Here is a 19,265-nt window from a genome sequence, read left to right as displayed (position 1 = left end):
GCGACCCGGAATGACCGAACCAGGATGCAATTGCACTTGTTGCCGCGGCGCTTTAGTTTGTCGGGCAATTTCTGACGGAACCAGACGAAAGGACGTTTCATGAGCGTGCGCCCTCAGGCCAAGGACAAGCCGGCTGCGGCTTCTTTCCAATGGGACGATCCGTTCCTGCTCGACGAGCAGCTCACCGAAGACGAGCGCATGGTGCGAGACACTGCCCGCGCCTATGCCCAGGACAAGCTGCTGCCGCGCGTCTCCAAGGCCTATCTCGAAGAGACGACCGATCGCGAGATCTTCAACGAAATGGGCGAGCTCGGCCTGATCGGCATCACGCTGCCGGAGGAATATGGCTGCGCCAATGCGAGCTACGTCGCCTATGGCCTCGTCGCGCGCGAGATCGAGCGGGTCGATTCCGGCTATCGCTCGATGAACTCGGTGCAGTCCTCGCTGGTGATGTACCCGATCTACGCCTATGGCGACGAGAACCAGCGCAAGAAGTACCTGCCGAAGCTCGCCAGCGGCGAGTGGGTCGGCTGCTTCGGCCTGACCGAGCCTGATGCCGGCTCCGATCCGGCCGGCATGAAGACCCGCGCCGAGAAGGTCGCGGACGGCTACCGCCTCACCGGCAGCAAGATGTGGATCTCGAACGCGCCGATCGCCGACGTGTTCGTGGTGTGGGCCAAATCGGCCGCGCACGACAACCAGATCCGCGGCTTCGTGCTGGAAAAGGGCATGAAGGGCCTCTCCGCGCCGAAGATCGGCGGCAAGCTGTCGCTTCGCGCCTCCATCACCGGCGAGGTCGTGATGGACGGTGTCGTGGTTCCGGAAGACGCGCTGCTGCCCAACGTCTCCGGCCTGAAGGGGCCGTTCGGCTGCCTCAACCGCGCCCGCTACGGCATCTCCTGGGGCGCGCTCGGCGCGGCCGAGGACTGCATGCATCGCGCGCGCCAGTACACGCTCGACCGCAAGCAGTTCGGCAAGCCGCTCGCCGCGACCCAGCTCGTGCAGAAAAAGCTCGCCGACATGGAGACCGAGATCGCGCTCGGCCTTCAGGGCTCGCTTCGCGTCGGCCGCCTGATGGACGAGGGCAAGTTCGCGCCCGAGATGATCTCGATCATGAAGCGCAACAATTGCGGCAAGGCCCTCGACATCGCCCGTGTCGCGCGCGACATGCACGGCGGCAACGGCATCTCGATCGAGTATCATGTGATGCGCCACGTCCATAACCTCGAGACGGTCAACACCTACGAGGGCACGCACGACGTCCACGCCCTGATCCTCGGCCGCGCCATCACGGGCATCCAGGCGTTCTTCTGAGCTCGCAAGGTTACGCGGCGGGAAACTCTTCGACGTCATGGCCGGGCAAAAGCGCGAAGCGCGTCTTCGCGCCAGATGACCCGGCCATCTACGTCTTAGGCGCGCGAAGAACGGGGATGCCCGGCACAAGGCCGGGCATGACGAAGTCAGCAAGGTATGAGCAAGCCATGTCCGACAACGACGACGTCCCGTTCAACCGCAACTTTCCGCTGAAGCCGGGCGTCGTCGAGGAAGTCCGACCCGGCGTGCGCCGCGTGCTCTGTAACAATCCGAGCCCGTTCACCTTCACCGGCACGGTCAGCTACATCGTAGGCCGCGGCAATGTCGCGATCATCGATCCCGGTCCGGACGATGCGGCGCATGCGGCTGCGCTGCTCGATGCCGTGCGCGGCGAGACGGTGAGCCATATCTTCGTCACCCACACCCATCGCGACCATTCGCCGAACACCGCGCGGATCAAGCAGGCGACCGGTGCACCGGTCTACGCCGAAGGCCCGCACCGGGCCTCGCGCCCGCGTTTCGAGAGTGAGAAGCACAATCCGGAATCCGGCGCCGACCGCGATTTCGTACCGGACGTCAGCGTCGCCCATGGCGACGTCGTCGAAGGTGACGGCTGGCGGCTCGAGGCCGTGGCGACGCCGGGCCACACCGCCAATCATCTGGCATTCGCCTGGCCGGAGCGAAAGTTCAACTTCGTCGGCGATCACGTGATGGGCTGGTCCACCTCGATCGTGGCGCCGCCCGACGGCTCGATGATCGACTACATGGACTCGCTCGACCGGCTCGCCGCACGCGAGGAGGATCTCTATTTCTCCGGCCATGGCCCGGAGATCCCCGACGGCCAGCGCTTCGTGCGCTTCCTGATCCGCCACCGCAAGGCGCGCGAGGCCTCGATCCTGCACCGCCTCGCCAAGGGCGAGGCCGACATCCCGACCATGGTCCGCGCGATCTATATCGGCATCGATCCCAGGCTGACGACCGCCGCCGGCTATTCCGTGCTGGCGCATCTGGAAGACCTGGTCGCCCGCGGCGTGGTCGCGACCGAGGGCGATCCCGTGATTGGCGGGACGTATCGGATGGCGAACGCGTAGCTCTCCGCCGTCATTCCGGGGCGATGCGCAGCATCGAGCCCGGAATCCATTCATCCACCAACGCTGCGGCTCGATGGATTCCGGGTTCGCGCTATTGCGCGCCCCGGAATGACTGCGGGGCTACTTCTTCACCGTCTTTGCCGGCGTCTTCGGCGGCGCCACCGGGGTCTTCTTCACCGGCTTGAGCGCGTCGGCATCGGCGGCGGTGTTGAGGTCGTCGATGAATTTCTTGACGCGCGCGGCGTTGCTGCCGAGATCGCTGTCGAAATTGCGCGAGGCCGAGCGGATGTCGACGCGGGAATCATCGCCGTCCGCCACGAACCTCATCGAAATGTCCTCACGGAAACCCATGATCGGCGTGCGCGCCACCGCCTCGATGCGGCCGACGCGGCGCGGCGGCTGCGGTGCGCGCTCGTCGATGACGATCCATTTGCGCTTGTTGACGAGCTGCAGCGCGATCGCATAGGCGCGGTCGACGGAAATCTCGAGCTCGACGGGCTCGATATCAGGATAGAAGTGGCGCTGCTGCTCCGCCGAATAGAGGCCGGCATAGACCGCGGTGTTGGTGCCCTCGCCGGTGCGCAGCCGCGCCAGCGCCTCGAAACGCGGCGGATCGATCGGATCGGTGGTGATGTCGTAGATCGCCGGCAGCTTGCGATATTGCAAGGCCAGATAGGCGGGATAGGCGAGGATCGCTCCGTCGATCAGGAAAGCGAGCAGGATGCGCGCCATGCCGCGCGAGCCGTTCTGCCAGATCGCGGCAAAGCCGGCGAGCCCGAACAGGATCGACAGGCCTGATATCGCGAGCCCGCCGAAGAAGGTCGCAAGCGCCGGCTTCGGCTCCAGGAAATCGAAGCGGACGATGATGATCGACACCACCACCGCCACCACCGCGAACACGGCCAAATTGCGTGCCCAGCTCGCGAGGCTGGACACGGGCTCCGACTGATAGGGAGCGGAAAACCTGCGGGCCATCGAGTGAGCTCTGCCGGGGCTTTTGGAGACGTGCCGGCCGACGCGGCGCGACGATGAGCCGTTGAGACCACGGCCCGGGGGCAAATTCAAGGGTGGGGGCTGCTACTCCCCGTCATTCCGGGGCGGCTCAAAGAGCCGAACCCGGAATCTCGAGATTCTCAGATGCGCAAGTGCGCACCATAGTTCGATGCTTCGCATCGCCCCGGAATGACGTTCGAGCGATGGCCTTACGCCGCCGCGTTCGGGAAGCGATAATCCTTGAACTGGTCGCGCAGCGCCGTCTTCAGGATCTTGCCGGTGGCGGTGTGCGGAATACCGTCGACGAAAGCGATGTCGTCGGGCATCCACCATTTGGCGATCTTGCCGTCCATGTATTTCAGGATCTCCTCGCGGGTGGCCTGCTGACCCTGCTTGAGCTGCACGATCAGGAGCGGTCGCTCGTCCCATTTGGGGTGGAACACGCCGATCACGGCGGCTTCCGCCACGGCCGGATGACCGACCGCGAGGTTTTCGAGGTCGATCGAGGAGATCCACTCGCCGCCGGACTTGATCACGTCCTTGGAGCGGTCGGTGATCCGCATGTAGCCGTCCTCGTCGATGGTCGAGACGTCGCCGGTATCGAAGAAGCCGTCCTCGTCGAGGATGTTGCTGTCGACGCGGTAATAGGCCTTGGCGACGGCAGGGCCGGAGACCTTGAGGCGGCCGAAGGTCTTGCCGTCCCAGGGCAGCTCCTTGCCGGCATCGTCGGTGATCTTCATCTCGACCGCGAAGGGCGCGTAGCCCTGCATCTGCAGCACGTCGAGCCGCTCGTCGCCGGTGGCGTTCTGGAACGGCGGCTTCAGCGCCGCGACGCTGCCGATCGGGCTCATCTCGGTCATGCCCCAGGCGTGACGCACGTTCGAGCCCATGTCGAGGAAGGCCTTGATCATCGAGCGCGGCATCGCCGAGCCGCCGCAGATCACCATCTTCAGGTCCGGTAGCCTGAGATTATTGGCGGTCATGTGCTGGAGCAGCATCAGCCACACCGTCGGCACGCCGGCGGTGTGGGTCACCTTCTCGGTCGAGAGCAACTCGTAGACCGAGGCGCCGTCGAGCTTGGCGCCGGGCATGACCAGCTTGGTGCCCTGCGAGGGCGCGGAGAAGGCAATGCCCCAGCTGTTGGCATGGAATAGCGGAACCACCGGCAGCATCGTCTCGGACGCACTGGTGCCGAGCGCGTCGACATTGTTGGCCATCAGCGCGTGCAGCACGTTGGAGCGATGCGAATACAGCACACCCTTCGGGTCGCCTGTCGTGCCCGACGTGTAGCACATCGCGGCTGCCGTGTTCTCGTCAAAGTCCTTCCATTTGAATTTGCCGTCGGCCTCCGCAATCCAGTCCTCGTAGGCGACCACATTCTTCAGCGTCGTCTGCGGCATGTGCGCCTTGTCGGTCAGCACGACGTAGCGTTCCACGCTCGTCAGCTTGTCGGCGATCTTCTCCAGGACCGGAACGAAGGTGATGTCGGTCATCACGATGCGGTCCTGCGCATGGTTGATGATCCAGGCGATCTGCTCGGGGAAAAGGCGGGGATTGACGGTATGGCAGATGGCGCCGATCCCCATGATGCCGTACCACACCTCGAGATGGCGCCAGGTGTTCCAGGCGATCGTCGCGACACGGTCGCCGAGCTTGATGTCGTCGCGCTCCAGCATCTGCGAGACCTTGAGCGCGCGCTTGTGGATCTCGGCGTAAGTGGTGCGATGGATCGGTCCCTCGACCGAGCGTGTGACCACCTCCTGCTTGCCATGAATCCTGGCGGCGTGTTCGATGATCCGGTGGCAGAGCAGGGGCCAATCTTGCATCAAACCAAGCATTCCGACGTTCCTCCGAGAAGTCGCTGGGCGCGTTGTCGCTCTCAGCGTTGGGCCAAAGATTGCCATGAGTTTTAGCCTGCCGGACTTTCGCCGCAAATGGTCTTGTCGCGGCTATATGTCCGCTGGCGCGGCAATGGTTACCGCTGCGCTCGGGCTGTCGCTCGTGCTCGCCGAGAGGGCAGAGGCGCGAAAATCGACATTCCCGCTGGATATCTTCGGTATCGCTGCACCACGGCCGCGCCACGCGGTTCATTCCGCCAGGATCCCGCTGCCGAGACCGCGCCCCGAGGAGGCGCCCAAGGCATCGGACGAGGCCCCGCCGGAGGCTGACGGCAAGCCTTCTTCGGACAAGCCTTCTCCGGACAAGCCCGCCGAGGCTGCGGCACCACCCCAGAAGCCGGTCTCCGCCTGCCGTCTCGCGCTGACCGAGGAGATCGCAATCGCGCCCTCAATTCCGGACATCCGCGGCCCCGGGGCCTGCGGCGGCGAGGATCTGGTGCGGCTGGAAGCCGTCGTGCTGCCGGACAAGCGCAAGGTGGCGGTCAAGCCGGCGGCGATCCTTCGCTGCACCATGGCCTCAGCAATCGCCGATTGGCTGCGCAAGGACATGGCGCCGCTGGCCACCAGCCTCGGTTCGACCATTGGCGAACTCGATAATTTCGACAGCTTTGAGTGCCGGGGACGCAACCGCGTCGCCGGCGCGCTGCTGTCCGAGCACGGCAAGGCCAACGCCCTCGATGTCCGGGGCATCAAGCTGGCCAACGGGCAGTCGATCGGCCTTACCGATCGCAGCATGTCGCGCGACGTGCGCGAGCGCGTGCTGCATTCGGTCTGCACGCGGTTTTCCACCGTGCTCGGCCCGGGCTCGGACTGGTACCATGAGGACCATATCCATCTTGATCTGGCGCAGCGGCGCAACGACTACCGGATCTGCCAGTGGAACGTCTGGGATCCGCTGCCGCAAGTCGCCCCGCTGCTGCCGGCGGAACGCCCCGAGGAGGCGCCGCCGCGCGAGGTCGCGGCCAAGCCCGAGGCCAAACCTGAAGAAAAGGATGGAGCTGACGACGAGGCGGTGGAGAAGTCTCCAGCGCCCGCGGAGAATCCGGGGCCCGGTGCCGGCAAGTCCCAGCCGCACAAGCCGGCAACAAAAAAGCGCCGGTAAAACCGGCGCTTTTGAATTTCAGAGATCGGAAAGCGATCAGTAGCTGCCCGCCTGGCCGGTCTGGCTGCTGCCGAGCGCCAGCCGCGAATTGTAGGGAGAGTCGCCGTGCTTCGGCTCGAGCACGACCACGATCGTGCCGACCTTGACGCGATCATAGAGATCAATCGCGTCCTCGTTGGTCAGGCGGATGCAGCCTGACGAGATGGAGGCGCCGATATATTCCGGCTGGTTGGTGCCGTGGATGCGGAACAATGTGTCTTTCCCGCCGGAATAGAGGTAAATCGCGCGAGAGCCCATCGGATTGTCCGGGCCGGGTGCGACATAGGTCGGCACGCCCAGGCGCGAAATTTCGCCGGGGGTGGGGTGCCAGGCCGGCCACTCGGTCTTGCTGCCCACCTTGGCGATGCCCGACCAGGCCATGGCCTCTTCGCCGACGGTGATGCCGTAGCGGATCGCCTTGCCGCCATCCTGCACGTAATAGAGATAGTGATTGTCCGAATCGACCACGATCGAGCCCGGCGATTCCTTGCGGTGGTACTCGACGATGGCGCGCCGGAACGGCTCCGCAACCGGGGTGTTCTCGTACCGGACCTTGGCGAGCAGTTCCTTGTCCTTCGGCTTGAAGGCTTTGGTGTCGGTCGCCTCGAAATGCGTAGCCTGCATGCAGCCCGACAGCATCAGGCCGGCGGCCAGAATTCCCAACTTAACTTTCAGCGACGACATGATTTGGTTCCAATCAAAACAATACCGTGCGGAAGGCCTGAGCTTACCGCCCAAGTTCCTCGACTCCGTTAATCCCATTATCGTTGAAATCTGCCACAATTCCAGCATTGAAGGCATTATCCCGCGCTGCAAGACCCGAGCTGTGGCTTTTCTGCCGCAAGTTTTACGGTCCCGTGAAGATTTTGGGGCCGCGGGGCGCCGGACTGTCGATTCCGTGCCACAGTTGAGCCATGGCACCGCCACAAATGCAAACGCTCCGTTAATGTGGTTGTCATCGTGAACTTGTCAGAATCGCGCTAAGGGCTGTCATTCTGTCGCAGGTTCTCTGGAGTCGCGCATGTTTTCGGTGTTTGTTCCCTCCGAGTCCGTCCTGAAGAAGGTTGTCATCGAAGATCTCACCGCGTTGCCCGAAAGCGCGGTCTGGATTGACCTCGTCAACCCGAGCGCGGCCGAGGACAAGGCAGTGGAGCGGCTCGCCGGCATCGCCATCCCGACCCGGGAAGACATGCAGGAGATCGAGATCTCCAGCCGCCTCTATATCGAGAACGGCGCGCGCTACATGACCGCGACGCTAATGTGCCACTCCGATACCGACATGCCCCGGACCACGGCGGTGACCTTCATCCTCGGCGACCACCGCCTGGTGACGGTACGCTACGACCTGCCGAAGCCCTTCGCCCTGGTCGAGGCCAAGCTCGCCCGCTCCTGCACGCCCGCCATCACCGGCGAGATGGTGCTGATGGAACTGCTGGACGCCGTGATCGACCGCTGCGCCGACATCCTGGAGCGCTGCGGCGCCGAGATCGACCAGGTCAGCCACGACATCTTCGAGCCCGAGAGCGAGCGCCACGGCCACGCCAAGCAGTATTCCCAGATCCTGATCTCGATCGGCCGCAAGGGCGATCTGACCTCCAAGGTTCGCGAGAGCCTGGTGTCAATCGGCCGCGTCGTCGCCTTCCTTTCGGCGGTGGTGGAGGGGGTGAAGTGGTCGAAGGACATGCGTGAGCAGCTCAAGACCATGCAGCGCGACGTCGTCTCGCTGACCGACCACGCCTCCTATCTCTCCAGCAAGATCACCTTCGTGCTCGACGCCATGCTCGGCGTCGTCAATCTCGAGCAGAACAACATCATCAAGCTGTTCTCGGTCATGGCCGTCGTCCTGATGCCGCCGACGCTGATCGCCTCGATCTACGGCATGAACTTCAAGATGATGCCGGAACTCGAATGGGCGCACGGCTATCCGATGGCGCTGGTGATGATGCTTGTCGCCGCGATTCTTCCGTACTGGCTCTTCAAGTGGAAGAAGTGGCTCTGATCTCGTCGCGCTCGGAAAATAGCTACCGAGACCTTACGCCGGTCGCACAGACACGGTGAATCGTGTCGCAGAATAGATCGGGATTGAGGCCGCGCGGTGATGGGTGCGCAGTGCCGCAATTCCTCCGGTAAAATTTGAGCGGTGGGCTGAACGTTTGCGCGAAACTTGTCTGCGATAAGTAGTGCGTAGCCGCGAGGAACAACCATGGTTGAAAAACACATAACGTCGCCCCGCAACGTCATCGACCTGGCGAACTATCGTCAGGTCCTGGCGAGCGGTAAGGCGTCGTCGATGTCGGCACGCATGTGCCGGCACTGTGGTGCTCCGCTGCTCGACGGTGAGAATGACGACGACTGCTCGACCGCGTTCAGCACGGCCGCTCCGCGGCCGCGCGACAGGTCACGTCGGATTCGAATCGATTGAGGAACGGAAGGCGAGGGCGATCCAGGTCTTGCGGCGGCGTTGTCTGGATCGCCTTGCTTCCCTTGAGCGGCTAACAACCCAGTCATTGCGAGGAGCTCGCGACAAAATTGCCTGGCAATTTTGCGCTGAAGCGACGAAGCAATCCAGACTGTCTCCGCGGAGGCAGTCTGGATTGCTTCGCTACGTTCGAATAACGATGTGGCGATATCGTGCGCCACATTCCACTCTCGTGCCCCGGACGCAGCGCAGCGTCACTTCGACGGTGCGCAGCAGAGCCGGGGCCCATCTCTCCACGCGCGCCGCGTCGTAATCTGGGTCCCGGCTCTGCGCAGCAACGCTTCGCGTTGCAGCGCGTCCGGGACACGAGCGCGAAGTTGTGGCAATTGCTCCGTCACTGCCGCGCGATGACGCGAACGGATCAAACGTGCTGACCGCCGTTGATGTGGATCTCGGCGCCGTTGACGTAGGACGAGGTGTCCGTGCACAGCACGTAGATGATTTTTGCCACTTCGTCGGGCGTGCCGAGCCGGTGCATCGGGATCTGCTGTTCGACGATCTTCTCGGTGCCCGGCGACAGGATCGAGGTGTCGATCTCGCCCGGTGCGATCGCGTTGACGCGCACGCCGACGCGGCCGAAGTCGGAGGCCATCTCGCGCGTCAGCGAAGCAAGCGCGGCTTTGGAGGTGGCGTAGGCGGCGCCTGCGAAGGGGTGCACGCGCGAGCCCGCGATCGAGGTGACGTTCACCACCGAGCCCTTGGCCGCCTTCAATTCCTCGATCAGCCCGCGGGCAATCATGATCGGTGCGAAGAAGTTGACATGGAAGACGTGCGTCCAGGTGTCGAGATCGGTGTCGACCGAGCCGAGCCTGGAGCCGCCCGCGCCCTTCGGCGAGATCGCGGCATTGTTGACCAGCGCATGCAGCGTGCCGCCTTCGAGCCGGTTGCGGATGTCGGAAATCGCGCGCGTGGTATCCGCGGGGTTGGCGAGGTCCACCTGGATGTGGTCCTCGGGCCCCGCGTCCCACGGGCAGTCCTCCGGAAACGGATGCCGCGAGCAGGTGATGACGCGCCAGCCCGCCGAGGAGAAGCGGATCACGGTGGCGTGGCCGATGCCGCGGCTGGCTCCGGTCAGGAGCAGTGTGCGGCGCGGCGCATTGGACGAATGCGGCATGGACATCTTTCAGGTCGGCCCAATCTTACGGATACATCCGCGTCTTGGACCATGGTTGGCCGGCCGCGTCACGGCGAAATTCAATGCGGTCATGCAAGCGGAACGGGCGGTCGTGCCAGAACTCGATCCGCGAGGGGGTGATGCGCCAGCCACTCCAGCCCGGCGGCCGCGGCACTTCGCCGATGACGTATCTGGCCGCGACCTTCGCGATGGCTTGTTCGAAGGCGAAGCGGCTCTCCAGCTGTTGCGACTGCTTGCTCGCCCAGGCGCCGATCTGGGCCTGCTTGGGCCGGGTGGCGAAATAGGCGTCGGCCTCGGCCTCGGTCACCGGCGTCACGTTGCCGCGGATGCGGACCTGACGGCGCAGCGACTTCCAGTGGAAAAGTAAAGCTGCCTTAGGATTTGCGGCGAGTTCGCGGCCCTTCTGGCTGGCGATGTGGCTGTAGAAGACAAAACCCTCGGTATCGAAGCCTTTCATCAGCACCATGCGCACGTCAGGCAGGCCGTCGGGGTCGACGGTTGCGAGCGCCATGGCGTTCGGATCGTTCGGCTCGCTCTTGATCGCCTCGTTCAGCCAGGCCTCGAACAGCGCAAATGGCTCGTCGGCGGCGGTGAAATCACCGGATGTTAAGGGTGTCTGGTGTTTCATCGAGGTCGTGTCGGTCATGTCTGGAGTCCGAGTTGCGTCCCGCGGCCCAAAACGCGTTGTCGTCCGCTACCGCCCTATATAGGGCATGGGGACGCGTTGGCCTATCGGCGATCCGGCCGTCCGGCTTTGTCATGACGATCATTCTCATCGGGCTCGGCGCCGGAGGATGCAGCTTTTCCCGCAATGACAAGAGTGCCTACGCCAAGGCCGACGACAGCGACCTCACCGGTTCGATCGCGCGGCCGGCGAAGGACGCCCCGCCGTCCGAGACCGATCTCGCCTTTGCCCGCAACGCCGCCTCCGACGTCCTCAGCAAGGGCGACAGGGATTCCAGCCAGCATTGGGAGAATCCGGAGACCGGCGCGCGCGGTTCGGTGACGCCGATCGCGCAGTCCTATGCCGCCGAGGACGGCCGCAAATGCCGCGATTTCCTGGCGAGCTACGTCAACGGGGCGACCGAAAGCTGGCTCCAGGGCGCCGGCTGCCAAAGCACCCGTGGCCGTTGGGAGATTCATACGCTAAAGCCGTGGCGGAGCTAGGATTCGGCGCGCGCCCCTAGTTGCAAAAATGCCACTCTCTCCCCACATGGATCGCAGGTGGGGCGGGGAGCCCTTTGAACAATTCGATTTCTTGAAGGAGACGTGACGGATGCGCGACCCCTATGAGGTCTTGGGGGTGCCGCGGAGCGCCAGCGCTGCCGCGATCAAGAGCGCCTATCGCAAGCTTGCCAAGAAGCATCATCCCGACAGCAACAAGGACGACCCGAAAGCCGCCGAGCGCTTCTCCGAGATCAACTCGGCGAACGAAATCATCGGCGACGAGGACAAGCGCAAGCAGTTCGACCGCGGCGAGATCGACGCCGACGGCAAGCCGCGCTTCCAGGGTTTTCCGGGCGGCGGCGGGCCGCGCGGCCGTGCCGGCCCCGGCGGGTTCGAAAGCTATTCGTTCCGCTCCGGCGGCGGCCCCGGCCAGGGCGGCGGCGCGTTCGAGGATATCCTCAACAGCATGTTCGGCGGCGGGATGCGCGGCGCCCGGCCTGGGGCCGGCGGCGCCGGGCAGTTCGAATTCGACACCGGCGGCGTCGGGCTCGATCTCGACGTGAACGTTGCCATGTCCGTCTCGCTGGAAGAGTCGGTCAAGGGCGGCGAGAAGCGCGTCCGGCTGCCGACGGGCAAGGAGCTCAACGTCAAGATTCCGGCCGGCGTCACCGAAGGCCAGCAGATCCGGCTTCGGGGGCAGGGCGAGTCCGCGCAGGGCCATCCGCCCGGAGATCTCCTGATCACCATCGGCATCGCGCCGCACGCCTACTTCAAGGTCGAGGGCGCCGACTTGCGGATCGATCTGCCGGTGACGCTCTATGAGGCCGTGCTCGGCGGTAAGGTCCGCGTGCCCACCCTCGGCAATGCCGTGGAGCTTTCGGTTCCAAAAAACACCTCCAGCGGCCGAACCTTCCGCCTCAAGGGCAAGGGCTTGCCGAAAACTGGCGGAACCGGGGATCTCTTTGTCACTATCAGGATTATGCTACCGGACGGGAACGACGCCGAGCTTGAAGCATTGATGGAGAAGTGGCGGGACCAACACCCCTACAATCCACGTAGCGGGCTTGGCTAGGCGTTCGAACTGAAGGGGTTCTCCTAAAGGTCTAGGGCATCGTCCTGGAGATGATGCTCATCATAAGCCTGAGGCGTGGTAGCGCTTCATGAACTCTACGTGTCGGCTGTCCGGCGGGGCAGCCGATAAAAAGGTGCGGCCTCGAGAGGGGGACCAGCGCGGTACCAAAAACCCCAATCGAGGCCGCCCGCGTCGATCGGCGGATCGAACGCTGCTCATTTTCGCGTGATCATCCGGTGCGATAATGAGACGCGCCGATGTCTTCATTCCAAATTTTCAATGACGGAATCTGGGCACCGCCCTCGAACGGCTGTCTAGGTGCCGTTTTTCTCGGCCTGATCATAGACCGCTTGCGCCACCCGGGTCAGCCGGTCGCGATCACCGCCACCGCTGACAACGTAGCCGACGCCGCGCTCGGCCCAGAACAATGCGCCGTCCTTGTCCGTCCTGGCGTAGCGCATTTGCGTCGCACCATTCTCGGTCTTGGCGGTGTAGATCGTGTAGCGTTCGCCCGAGGCGCCCTCATACATCAGGAACGAGGCTGGACCGTTCGGACCCGGCAAGAGCCGGCCGCCGACGAGCTTCAGCCCGCTCGCCTCCAGGTTCGGCGCGAACACGGTCCAGCCGCAGCGCCGGGTCAGCCAGGCCTGGAGGTGGTCGCGCTCGTTGCCGCCGACCTCGACGGGGTGGCGGACCTCGACGACATAGAGGCGGTGGGCGTCGAGCGCGTCCGCCGTAAAGCTCTGGAAGGTCGAGGGCGCGCTGGCGGCGCCATGCGCGACCCAGCCGGCCGTGCCGCCGGCGACGAAAGCAACCAGCACGGCCGCGGCGGCGCCATAGAGCCATTGCCGCGGGCGGCGCTCCAGCCGCTCGAGCTCCAGCCGTGCCGGCACCGGCTCCTGGGCGACGGCGTCGTAGCGGGCGTGCAGCATCTCCGCCATGGCCCGCCAGGACTGCACGCGCTCGGCCTCTTCAGGATGAGCGGCGAGCCAGGCCTCGACGTCGGCGCGGCGCTCGGCCGGCAGCTCGCCGTCGACATAGGCGTGCAGTTCGTCCTCGGTCACTGGGATATTGCGGTCGTTCATATCAATCGTCTCTGGCTCTGGGGCCTTAAATGTCGTTCAAAGCTCGACTTCGCGCAGCTCATCGGCATGCTGCGGGCGGACGACGCGCGATGCATCAACCCTGCCATCATTTCACCCGCCTGAGCGTCGGGCGCTCGCCCTCCAGCGAGGCCTTGACGTGGGCGCGGGCGCGGGCCAGGCGCGACATCACGGTGCCGATCGGCACGCCCTGGATGTCGGCGACCTCGCGGTAGCTCATGCCTTCCAGCATGACCAGGAGCAACACCGAGCGTTGCTCTTCGACGAGCGTCGCCAGCGCCCTCTCGATGTCGCGCCCTTCGGCTTCGGTGCCGCTGGCATCCGGGTTGTTCTCCGTCAGCTGCATGAACTGCGGCCGCCTCGCCAGCGAGCGCCGCCGGTTCTTGTTGAGATTGGTCAGGATCGTGTAGAGCCAGCTCCTGACGTCGCCTCCGAGAAACAATCGCTCCGAACGCAGTGCCCGCACCAGCGTGTCCTGCACCAGATCGTCGGCCGCGTCCGCGTCGCGCGTGAGCGCGCGGGCGTAGCGGCGCAACGCCGGGATCATGGCTTCCACACTCTGGCGAAACGCACTCATTGCGGTCTTGACGTCCTGGTATCAGGCGCGAGCGCCTATAGCGATCATAACACCCGAACGGAACGGCTATTCCGGCGCTCGAAACAGCGTTAACGCGGCGTAATAGGGCTGTACCGCAGGGGAGGGCTGGTGTACCTCCAGACCTCACCAAGAGTTCGACGGGACGTTCAAAAATGGCGCAGAATTCGGGTCTGATGCAAGGAAAGCGCGGAGTGGTCCTCGGCGTTGCCAACAACCGCTCGATCGCCTGGGGCATCGCCAAGGCATGCCACGCCGCCGGCGCCGAGCTCGCCTTCACTTACCAGGGCGATGCGCTGAAGAAGCGCGTCGAGCCGCTCGCCGCCGAGATCGGTGGTCTCGTGCTCGGCCATTGCGACGTCACGGATGCCGCGACCATCGATGCCGCGTTCGCTGTGCTGAAGGAGAAGTGGGGCAAGATCGACTTCCTGGTGCACGCGATCGCCTATGGCGAGCAGCTCGACGGCCGCTATGTCGACACCACGCAGGAGAATTTCTCCAAGTCGATGCTGATCTCCTGCTACTCGTTCACGGCCGTGGCGCAGCGCGCCGAGAAGCTGATGACCGACGGCGGCTCGCTGATCACGCTCAGCTATTACGGCGCCGAGAAGTGGATGCCGCATTACAACGTGATGGGCGTCGCCAAGGCGGCGCTGGAGGCCAGCGTGCGCTATCTCGCCGCCGACCTCGGCGAGAAGAACATCCGAGTCAATGCGATCTCGGCAGGTCCGATCAAGACGCTCGCGGCGTCCGGCATCGGCGACTTCCGCTATATCCTGAAGTGGAACGAGGCCAACGCGCCGATGCGACGCAACGTGTCGACCGAGGACGTCGGCGGCAGTGCGCTGTATTTCCTCTCCGACCTCTCGCGCGGCGTCACCGGCGAGGTGCATCACGTCGATTCCGGCTATCACGTGCTCGGCATGAAGCGCCCGGACGCGCCGGACATCTCGTTCGGCGGCAAGGACTAGCCTCAAATCCGGAATGCCCGTGCCCACGATCTATTATCTTCGCCATGGTGAGACCGAGTGGAATGCGCTCGGGAGGCTTCAGGGCACCAAGGACGTTCCGCTGAACGCGCGTGGACGCGGTCAGGCCGTGCAGGCCGGCAGCATTCTCGCCGATCTCTTCAAGCGCGATGGCCGCGACAAGGCGGCGTTGCCCTATGTGTCGAGCCCGCTCGGCCGGGCGCGCCAAACCATGGAACTCGCGCGCGCCAAGCTCGAACTGCCGGTGGCGGACTATTCGCTCGATGATCGTCTGCGCGAGATCGGCTACGGCAGCTGGGAGGGGCTGACGCTGGCCGAGAGTGAGGCGACCGATCCCGATATCTATGCGAGGCGGCTCGCCGACAAATGGACGGTGGGCCCTGCCGGCGGGGAGACCTACGCCGATGTGCAGGTCCGTGTGCGCGCCTGGTACGACCAGCTCCGGACCGACATCGTCGCGGTCGCCCATGGGGGGACCTGCCGGGCCCTGATGGTTTCGCTCGGCCTGGAAACGCCGGCCAGCGCCGCCGAGCTCTATATCCAGCAGGGCGCCGTCTACGTGTTCCACGACGGCCGGCTGGAGAAATTCAGTTAAGCCCACCCTTCGTCATTCCGGGCGCCCGCAGGGCGAACTCCGGTGCGCCCTTGCGCACCTGAGAATCTCGAGATTCCGGGTTCGATGCTCCGCATCGCCCCGGAATGACGGAACAGGGTTGAATGCGGTGTTTCCGGGCGCTACCACAAGTTAGAACCGACTTACGAGCTAGAGACGGATGTCCTTCAACACCTTCGGCCACATGTTCCGCGTCACCACCTTCGGCGAGAGCCATGGGGTGGCGATCGGCTGCGTGGTCGATGGCTGCCCACCCATGATCCCGCTCACCGAGGCCGACATCCAGGGCGACCTCGACCGCCGCCGGCCGGGCCAGTCGCGCTTCACCACCCAGCGCCAGGAGCCGGACCAGGTCAAAATCCTCTCCGGCGTGATGGCGCATCCGGAGACCGGCGTGCAGGTGACGACGGGCACGCCGATCGGGCTCCTGATCGAGAACACCGACCAACGCTCCAAGGACTATTCCGAGATCAAGGACAAGTTTCGCCCGGGTCACGCCGACTTCACCTATGAAGCCAAATACGGCCTGCGCGATTATCGCGGCGGCGGCCGCTCCTCGGCGCGCGAGACCGCGACGCGCGTTGCCGCCGGCGCCATCGCGCGCAAAGTGCTGCCCGACGTCAAGGTGCGCGGCGCGCTGGTGCAGATCGGGCCGCACAAGATCGACCGCGCCAAATGGGACTGGGACGAGATCGCAAGAAATCCGTTCTTCTGCCCGGACAAGGACAAGGCCGCGTTCTTCGAGACCTATCTCGATGGCATCCGCAAGAGCGGCTCCTCGATCGGCGCGGTGATCGAGCTGGTCGCCGAAGGCGTGCCGGCCGGCCTTGGCGCGCCGATCTACGCCAAGCTCGATTCCGATCTGGCGGGCGCCATGATGACCATCAACGCGGTGAAGGGTGTCGAGATCGGCGCCGGTTTCGGCGCCGCCGAGCTGACCGGCGAGGAGAACGCCGACGAGATGCGCACCGGCAATGACGGCACGCGCTTTTTGTCCAACCATGCCGGCGGCGTGCTGGGCGGGATCTCCACGGGGCAGCCGGTGGTGGTGCGTTTCGCGGTGAAGCCGACCTCGTCGATCCTGCAGCCGCGTCTCACCGTCGATCGCAAGGGCGCCGACACCGAGATCTTCACCAAGGGCCGTCACGACCCCTGCGTCGGCATCCGCGCCGTCCCCGTCGGCGAAGCCATGATGGCCTGCGTGCTCGCCGACCACTTTTTGCGCGATCGCGGGCAGGTGGGGCGTTGATGTCGCGGTACTAGCCCACCGCGCAGCTTGACGATCCCACAACTTCGTCCGCAAATGCGGACATGGAAAGCTCCGAGCTCCAGCGCATCACCAACTGGCTGATCGACGGCGCGCGGTCGTCGGGCACCCCGGCCGAGATGATCTCGGACGTCTGCGAACATCTGGTCGAAGCAGGCCTGCCGCTGTGGCGGTTCGGCATTTTCATCCGCACGCTGCATCCGGAGATCTTCGGCCGCAACTTCATCTGGCGGCAGGGCGAGGAGGTCGAGATCGGCACCGTCGATTTCGAGATCCTCGACACGCCCGAATTCGCCGCGAGCCCGCTCCGCATCGTGTTCGAGCAGGGGATCGAGGTCAGGGGGCGCATTGGAGATCCCGACAACAAGCGGTTTCCGATCCTCGACGACCTGCGCGCCGAAGGGGCGACCGACTATGTCGCCGTGCCGATGCCGTTTCTCGACGGCTCGGTCCACGCGACGAGCTGGGTGACACGGCATCCCGGCGGCTTCACCGACGACCACATCGCGGCGATCCGCTCCATCGTGACGCCGCTGGCGCGCGTCAGCGAGATCATCAGCCTGCGCCGCACCGCCGAGATGCTGCTCGACACCTATGTCGGCAACCGCGCTGGCGCGCGCATCCTGGGCGGCCAGATCCGCCGCGGCCACAACGACACCATGCAGGCCGCGATCTGGCTCTCGGACCTTCGCGGCTTCACCGCGCTCTCAGACCGGCTGCCCGCCGAGACCGTGGTCGAGATCCTGAACCATTATTTCGACTGCCAAGTCGCCGCGATCCGCGGCCATGGCGGCGAGGTGCTGAAGTTCATGGGCGACGGCCTGCTCGCGGTGTTCCCGATCGACGAATATGTTGGCGATGCCGCCCATGTCTGCACGCGGGTGCTGGAAGCGGCGCGCGAGTCCCGCGCCAGCGTCGAGGCGCTGGCCTTTCCAGTCGGCGACGCCGTCGAGCGCTTTCGCTTCGGCGTCGCGCTGCATGTCGGCAACATCCTCTACGGCAATATCGGCGGCGGCAACCGGCTCGACTTCACCTGCATTGGTCCTGCCGTCAACCTTGCCGCAAGGCTCGAGAAGATCACGGGCCGCCTGGGGCGGACCGTCGTCGCCTCGGAAGGCTTTGCCAACGTCTGTCGCCACGACTGGCAAGAGCTCGGCGAATTTCCGATCGCGGGATTTTCCAAGGCGCAGCGCGTGTATGGGCTCGGCGAGGAGACACCGGTTGTGATGGCCTAGTGGACGGCACCGTCGGCGGAACTAGTCAGCGCGCACATATGACTGCCTCAGCCCAAGCGTCAGGATCGTCAGAGTGATCCACAGCCGCAGCATGGCAAAGCTGAAGATGAATACGAAATAGATCAGGTTCTTGCTGAACTGGGTCGCCGACGAGGTCTGCCAGAAATTCCAGATCGCGCTGCGCACCGCTTCCTGTCCATAGGCGAGGGCGACGTTGATGCTGCCGAGGACGATGACGGCGGCGCCGAGCCACAGTCCGTGCCGCGCGAATTCGCCGATGGCGGCAAACAGGGCGACCTTGCCGTCGTCGCGCTCGGCACGGACGATCATGAGCAGCACGAGTGCGGCGATCCATGCGCTCCAGAATCGACCGGGATGGGTGAACTGGTCGAGTGCCATGCCGTCGAGGCCTGCCATCAGATGATACGAAGCCTCATAGCCGATCGCGGCGGCGCTGAGCGCCGCCGCGATCATCACGAGCATGATCCGCCACAGGATCGAGAAGGAGAGCTTGAACTGCTCGCCCAATGTCAGCGTGCCGAGCGAGGATTGGCCGCCGGCCGCCTCGATCGATTGTCGTGCCGTCGCAAAGAACGCCAGCAGCACCGAAATGTCGGAAACGATGATGGCCGGCAGTGCCACGGCGCCGCCGCCGAACGCGATCACGCGCATTGCAGCCGCCAGGATCAGCCAGGGCAGGGCATGCAGGAGCTTGAACGGACCGAACGAGGTATCGGGGCGGGCGGGCTCGAGCGCGAGCTGTTTGCGCAGTGCGACTGTCATCGCGTTGTGGTGACACAGGAGATTGAACCTGCGGTAGCGCGGATCGCTAAAATTGACCCGAAGCGGGCAGATCGCGCCGCTACTCCTCCGGCTCCGTCGTGAACAGCAGCGGATAGCCCTTGGCGCGGCCGGCGTCGGTGGCGCGGGTGGCCTTGGTCTCGGCGACGTCCCTGGTGAACACGGCGACGACGCAGGCGCCGAGCTTGTGAGCGGTGATCATCACCTTGTAGGCCTGATCCTCGGTCATGCGGAATTCGGCCTTCAGGATCATGGTGACGAATTCGCGCGGCGTGTAGTCGTCGTTGATCAGGATGACCTTGTGCAGCTTCGGCCGCTCGACCTTGGTCTTCGTCCGCGTCTTCGGCTTGGTGACAGTGTTGTTCATTCCGC

20 protein-coding genes are annotated in these 19,265 nt (G+C 64.7%); 11 read left to right on the top strand and 9 right to left on the bottom strand.

Annotated elements, in window-relative coordinates:
* The first annotated feature begins 99 nt into the window (after positions 1-99).
* Together AABA86_RS22310 and AABA86_RS22305 are read left to right on the top strand one after the other, a co-directional pair.
* Complete coding sequence (locus AABA86_RS22310) at positions 100-1,314, top strand: acyl-CoA dehydrogenase (RefSeq protein WP_028144024.1); 1,215 nt, start codon at positions 100-102, stop codon at positions 1,312-1,314.
* 167 nt (positions 1,315-1,481) lie between these two features.
* Positions 1,482-2,405 carry an MBL fold metallo-hydrolase gene (locus AABA86_RS22305; protein ID WP_338308455.1) on the top strand — a complete coding sequence of 308 codons (924 nt, stop codon included), beginning with the start codon at positions 1,482-1,484 and terminating at the stop codon, positions 2,403-2,405.
* A gap of 120 nt (positions 2,406-2,525) precedes the next feature.
* Here AABA86_RS22305 and AABA86_RS22300 read toward each other — a convergent pair whose 3' ends face one another.
* Both AABA86_RS22300 and AABA86_RS22295 read right to left on the bottom strand, forming a co-directional pair.
* Positions 2,526-3,380: a DUF1499 domain-containing protein gene (locus AABA86_RS22300; RefSeq protein ID WP_338308454.1), complete on the bottom strand. Its 855-nt coding sequence runs from the start codon at positions 3,378-3,380 to the stop codon at positions 2,526-2,528.
* Between the two features lie 227 nt (positions 3,381-3,607).
* Positions 3,608-5,236 (bottom strand): fatty-acid--CoA ligase, encoded by a 1,629-nt coding sequence (locus AABA86_RS22295; RefSeq protein ID WP_338308453.1) that lies wholly within the window; start codon positions 5,234-5,236, stop codon positions 3,608-3,610.
* Between the two features lie 64 nt (positions 5,237-5,300).
* On the opposite strand from AABA86_RS22295, the gene AABA86_RS22290 reads away from it, so the two are divergent.
* On the top strand, positions 5,301-6,398 hold the full coding sequence (locus AABA86_RS22290) for an extensin family protein (protein WP_338308452.1): 1,098 nt from the start codon (positions 5,301-5,303) through the stop codon (positions 6,396-6,398).
* Between the two features lie 36 nt (positions 6,399-6,434).
* Here AABA86_RS22290 and AABA86_RS22285 read toward each other — a convergent pair whose 3' ends face one another.
* Positions 6,435-7,121, bottom strand: coding sequence for a L,D-transpeptidase (locus tag AABA86_RS22285; RefSeq protein WP_212247689.1), 687 nt, complete (start codon positions 7,119-7,121; stop codon positions 6,435-6,437).
* A 337-nt stretch (positions 7,122-7,458) separates the two neighbouring features.
* Between AABA86_RS22285 and AABA86_RS22280 the strand changes: the two genes are divergently transcribed.
* Both AABA86_RS22280 and AABA86_RS22275 read left to right on the top strand, forming a co-directional pair.
* Positions 7,459-8,436 (top strand): magnesium transporter CorA family protein, encoded by a 978-nt coding sequence (locus AABA86_RS22280; RefSeq protein WP_212247690.1) that lies wholly within the window; start codon positions 7,459-7,461, stop codon positions 8,434-8,436.
* 204 nt (positions 8,437-8,640) lie between these two features.
* Positions 8,641-8,859, top strand: a complete 219-nt coding sequence (locus tag AABA86_RS22275; RefSeq protein ID WP_038972668.1) for a hypothetical protein — start codon at positions 8,641-8,643, stop codon at positions 8,857-8,859.
* Between the two features lie 418 nt (positions 8,860-9,277).
* Here AABA86_RS22275 and AABA86_RS22270 read toward each other — a convergent pair whose 3' ends face one another.
* On the bottom strand, positions 9,278-10,030 hold the full coding sequence (locus tag AABA86_RS22270; protein ID WP_212247691.1) for an SDR family NAD(P)-dependent oxidoreductase: 753 nt from the start codon (positions 10,028-10,030) through the stop codon (positions 9,278-9,280).
* Between the two features lie 25 nt (positions 10,031-10,055).
* Positions 10,056-10,697, bottom strand: a complete 642-nt coding sequence (gene pdxH, locus AABA86_RS22265) for a pyridoxamine 5'-phosphate oxidase (protein WP_212247692.1) — start codon at positions 10,695-10,697, stop codon at positions 10,056-10,058.
* A gap of 113 nt (positions 10,698-10,810) precedes the next feature.
* Between pdxH and AABA86_RS22260 the strand changes: the two genes are divergently transcribed.
* Both AABA86_RS22260 and AABA86_RS22255 read left to right on the top strand, forming a co-directional pair.
* Entirely contained in the window at positions 10,811-11,218 is a 408-nt protein-coding gene (locus tag AABA86_RS22260; protein ID WP_212247693.1) for an RT0821/Lpp0805 family surface protein, read from the top strand.
* Between the two features lie 109 nt (positions 11,219-11,327).
* Entirely contained in the window at positions 11,328-12,290 is a 963-nt protein-coding gene (locus tag AABA86_RS22255) for a DnaJ C-terminal domain-containing protein (protein ID WP_212247696.1), read from the top strand.
* A 314-nt stretch (positions 12,291-12,604) separates the two neighbouring features.
* Here the strand turns inward: AABA86_RS22255 and AABA86_RS22250 are convergent, their stop codons facing one another.
* Complete coding sequence (locus AABA86_RS22250) at positions 12,605-13,375, bottom strand: anti-sigma factor family protein (RefSeq protein WP_212247697.1); 771 nt, start codon at positions 13,373-13,375, stop codon at positions 12,605-12,607.
* 106 nt (positions 13,376-13,481) lie between these two features.
* Positions 13,482-13,970: an RNA polymerase sigma factor gene (locus AABA86_RS22245; protein WP_028144186.1), complete on the bottom strand. Its 489-nt coding sequence runs from the start codon at positions 13,968-13,970 to the stop codon at positions 13,482-13,484.
* Positions 13,971-14,143: 173 nt separating this feature from the next.
* On the opposite strand from AABA86_RS22245, the gene fabI reads away from it, so the two are divergent.
* From fabI to AABA86_RS22225, 4 genes are all read left to right on the top strand, one after another.
* Positions 14,144-14,959, top strand: coding sequence for an enoyl-ACP reductase FabI (gene fabI, locus AABA86_RS22240; protein WP_092259949.1), 816 nt, complete (start codon positions 14,144-14,146; stop codon positions 14,957-14,959).
* 13 nt (positions 14,960-14,972) lie between these two features.
* Entirely contained in the window at positions 14,973-15,572 is a 600-nt protein-coding gene (locus AABA86_RS22235) for a histidine phosphatase family protein (RefSeq protein WP_338308451.1), read from the top strand.
* A gap of 178 nt (positions 15,573-15,750) precedes the next feature.
* Positions 15,751-16,839: a chorismate synthase gene (gene aroC / locus AABA86_RS22230; protein ID WP_338308450.1), complete on the top strand. Its 1,089-nt coding sequence runs from the start codon at positions 15,751-15,753 to the stop codon at positions 16,837-16,839.
* Between the two features lie 62 nt (positions 16,840-16,901).
* Positions 16,902-18,092 (top strand): adenylate/guanylate cyclase domain-containing protein, encoded by a 1,191-nt coding sequence (locus AABA86_RS22225; RefSeq protein WP_338308449.1) that lies wholly within the window; start codon positions 16,902-16,904, stop codon positions 18,090-18,092.
* A 21-nt stretch (positions 18,093-18,113) separates the two neighbouring features.
* Here AABA86_RS22225 and AABA86_RS22220 read toward each other — a convergent pair whose 3' ends face one another.
* Entirely contained in the window at positions 18,114-18,875 is a 762-nt protein-coding gene (locus AABA86_RS22220) for a hypothetical protein (protein WP_338308448.1), read from the bottom strand.
* A 79-nt stretch (positions 18,876-18,954) separates the two neighbouring features.
* Positions 18,955-19,260, bottom strand: coding sequence for an ATP-dependent Clp protease adapter ClpS (gene clpS, locus AABA86_RS22215; protein ID WP_018322577.1), 306 nt, complete (start codon positions 19,258-19,260; stop codon positions 18,955-18,957).
* Positions 19,261-19,265 lie beyond the last annotated feature (5 nt).

Origin of the sequence: Bradyrhizobium sp. TM233, assembly GCF_036247965.1 — a bacterium.
In the GTDB taxonomy this organism is placed as follows: domain Bacteria; phylum Pseudomonadota; class Alphaproteobacteria; order Rhizobiales; family Xanthobacteraceae; genus Bradyrhizobium; species Bradyrhizobium ottawaense.
This window is presented reverse-complemented; position numbering and strand designations above follow the sequence as displayed.

What these genes read in the sequence shown, in the direction of transcription:
- AABA86_RS22255 (WP_212247696.1), top strand. Translation starts at nt 11,328, where the DNA reads ATGCGCGACCCCTATGAGGTCTTGGGGGTGCCGCGGAGCGCCAGCGCT.
- AABA86_RS22295 (WP_338308453.1), bottom strand. Translation starts at nt 5,236, where the DNA reads ATGCTTGGTTTGATGCAAGATTGGCCCCTGCTCTGCCACCGGATCATC.
- AABA86_RS22290 (WP_338308452.1), top strand. Translation starts at nt 5,301, where the DNA reads ATGAGTTTTAGCCTGCCGGACTTTCGCCGCAAATGGTCTTGTCGCGGC.
- AABA86_RS22300 (WP_338308454.1), bottom strand. Translation starts at nt 3,380, where the DNA reads ATGGCCCGCAGGTTTTCCGCTCCCTATCAGTCGGAGCCCGTGTCCAGC.
- AABA86_RS22285 (WP_212247689.1), bottom strand. Translation starts at nt 7,121, where the DNA reads ATGTCGTCGCTGAAAGTTAAGTTGGGAATTCTGGCCGCCGGCCTGATG.
- AABA86_RS22280 (WP_212247690.1), top strand. Translation starts at nt 7,459, where the DNA reads ATGTTTTCGGTGTTTGTTCCCTCCGAGTCCGTCCTGAAGAAGGTTGTC.
- AABA86_RS22305 (WP_338308455.1), top strand. Translation starts at nt 1,482, where the DNA reads ATGTCCGACAACGACGACGTCCCGTTCAACCGCAACTTTCCGCTGAAG.
- AABA86_RS22245 (WP_028144186.1), bottom strand. Translation starts at nt 13,970, where the DNA reads ATGAGTGCGTTTCGCCAGAGTGTGGAAGCCATGATCCCGGCGTTGCGC.
- AABA86_RS22220 (WP_338308448.1), bottom strand. Translation starts at nt 18,875, where the DNA reads ATGACAGTCGCACTGCGCAAACAGCTCGCGCTCGAGCCCGCCCGCCCC.
- AABA86_RS22250 (WP_212247697.1), bottom strand. Translation starts at nt 13,375, where the DNA reads ATGAACGACCGCAATATCCCAGTGACCGAGGACGAACTGCACGCCTAT.
- AABA86_RS22235 (WP_338308451.1), top strand. Translation starts at nt 14,973, where the DNA reads ATGCCCGTGCCCACGATCTATTATCTTCGCCATGGTGAGACCGAGTGG.
- AABA86_RS22260 (WP_212247693.1), top strand. Translation starts at nt 10,811, where the DNA reads ATGACGATCATTCTCATCGGGCTCGGCGCCGGAGGATGCAGCTTTTCC.
- AABA86_RS22225 (WP_338308449.1), top strand. Translation starts at nt 16,902, where the DNA reads ATGGAAAGCTCCGAGCTCCAGCGCATCACCAACTGGCTGATCGACGGC.
- AABA86_RS22310 (WP_028144024.1), top strand. Translation starts at nt 100, where the DNA reads ATGAGCGTGCGCCCTCAGGCCAAGGACAAGCCGGCTGCGGCTTCTTTC.
- AABA86_RS22270 (WP_212247691.1), bottom strand. Translation starts at nt 10,030, where the DNA reads ATGCCGCATTCGTCCAATGCGCCGCGCCGCACACTGCTCCTGACCGGA.
- pdxH (WP_212247692.1), bottom strand. Translation starts at nt 10,697, where the DNA reads ATGACCGACACGACCTCGATGAAACACCAGACACCCTTAACATCCGGT.
- AABA86_RS22275 (WP_038972668.1), top strand. Translation starts at nt 8,641, where the DNA reads ATGGTTGAAAAACACATAACGTCGCCCCGCAACGTCATCGACCTGGCG.
- fabI (WP_092259949.1), top strand. Translation starts at nt 14,144, where the DNA reads ATGGCGCAGAATTCGGGTCTGATGCAAGGAAAGCGCGGAGTGGTCCTC.
- clpS (WP_018322577.1), bottom strand. Translation starts at nt 19,260, where the DNA reads ATGAACAACACTGTCACCAAGCCGAAGACGCGGACGAAGACCAAGGTC.
- aroC (WP_338308450.1), top strand. Translation starts at nt 15,751, where the DNA reads ATGTCCTTCAACACCTTCGGCCACATGTTCCGCGTCACCACCTTCGGC.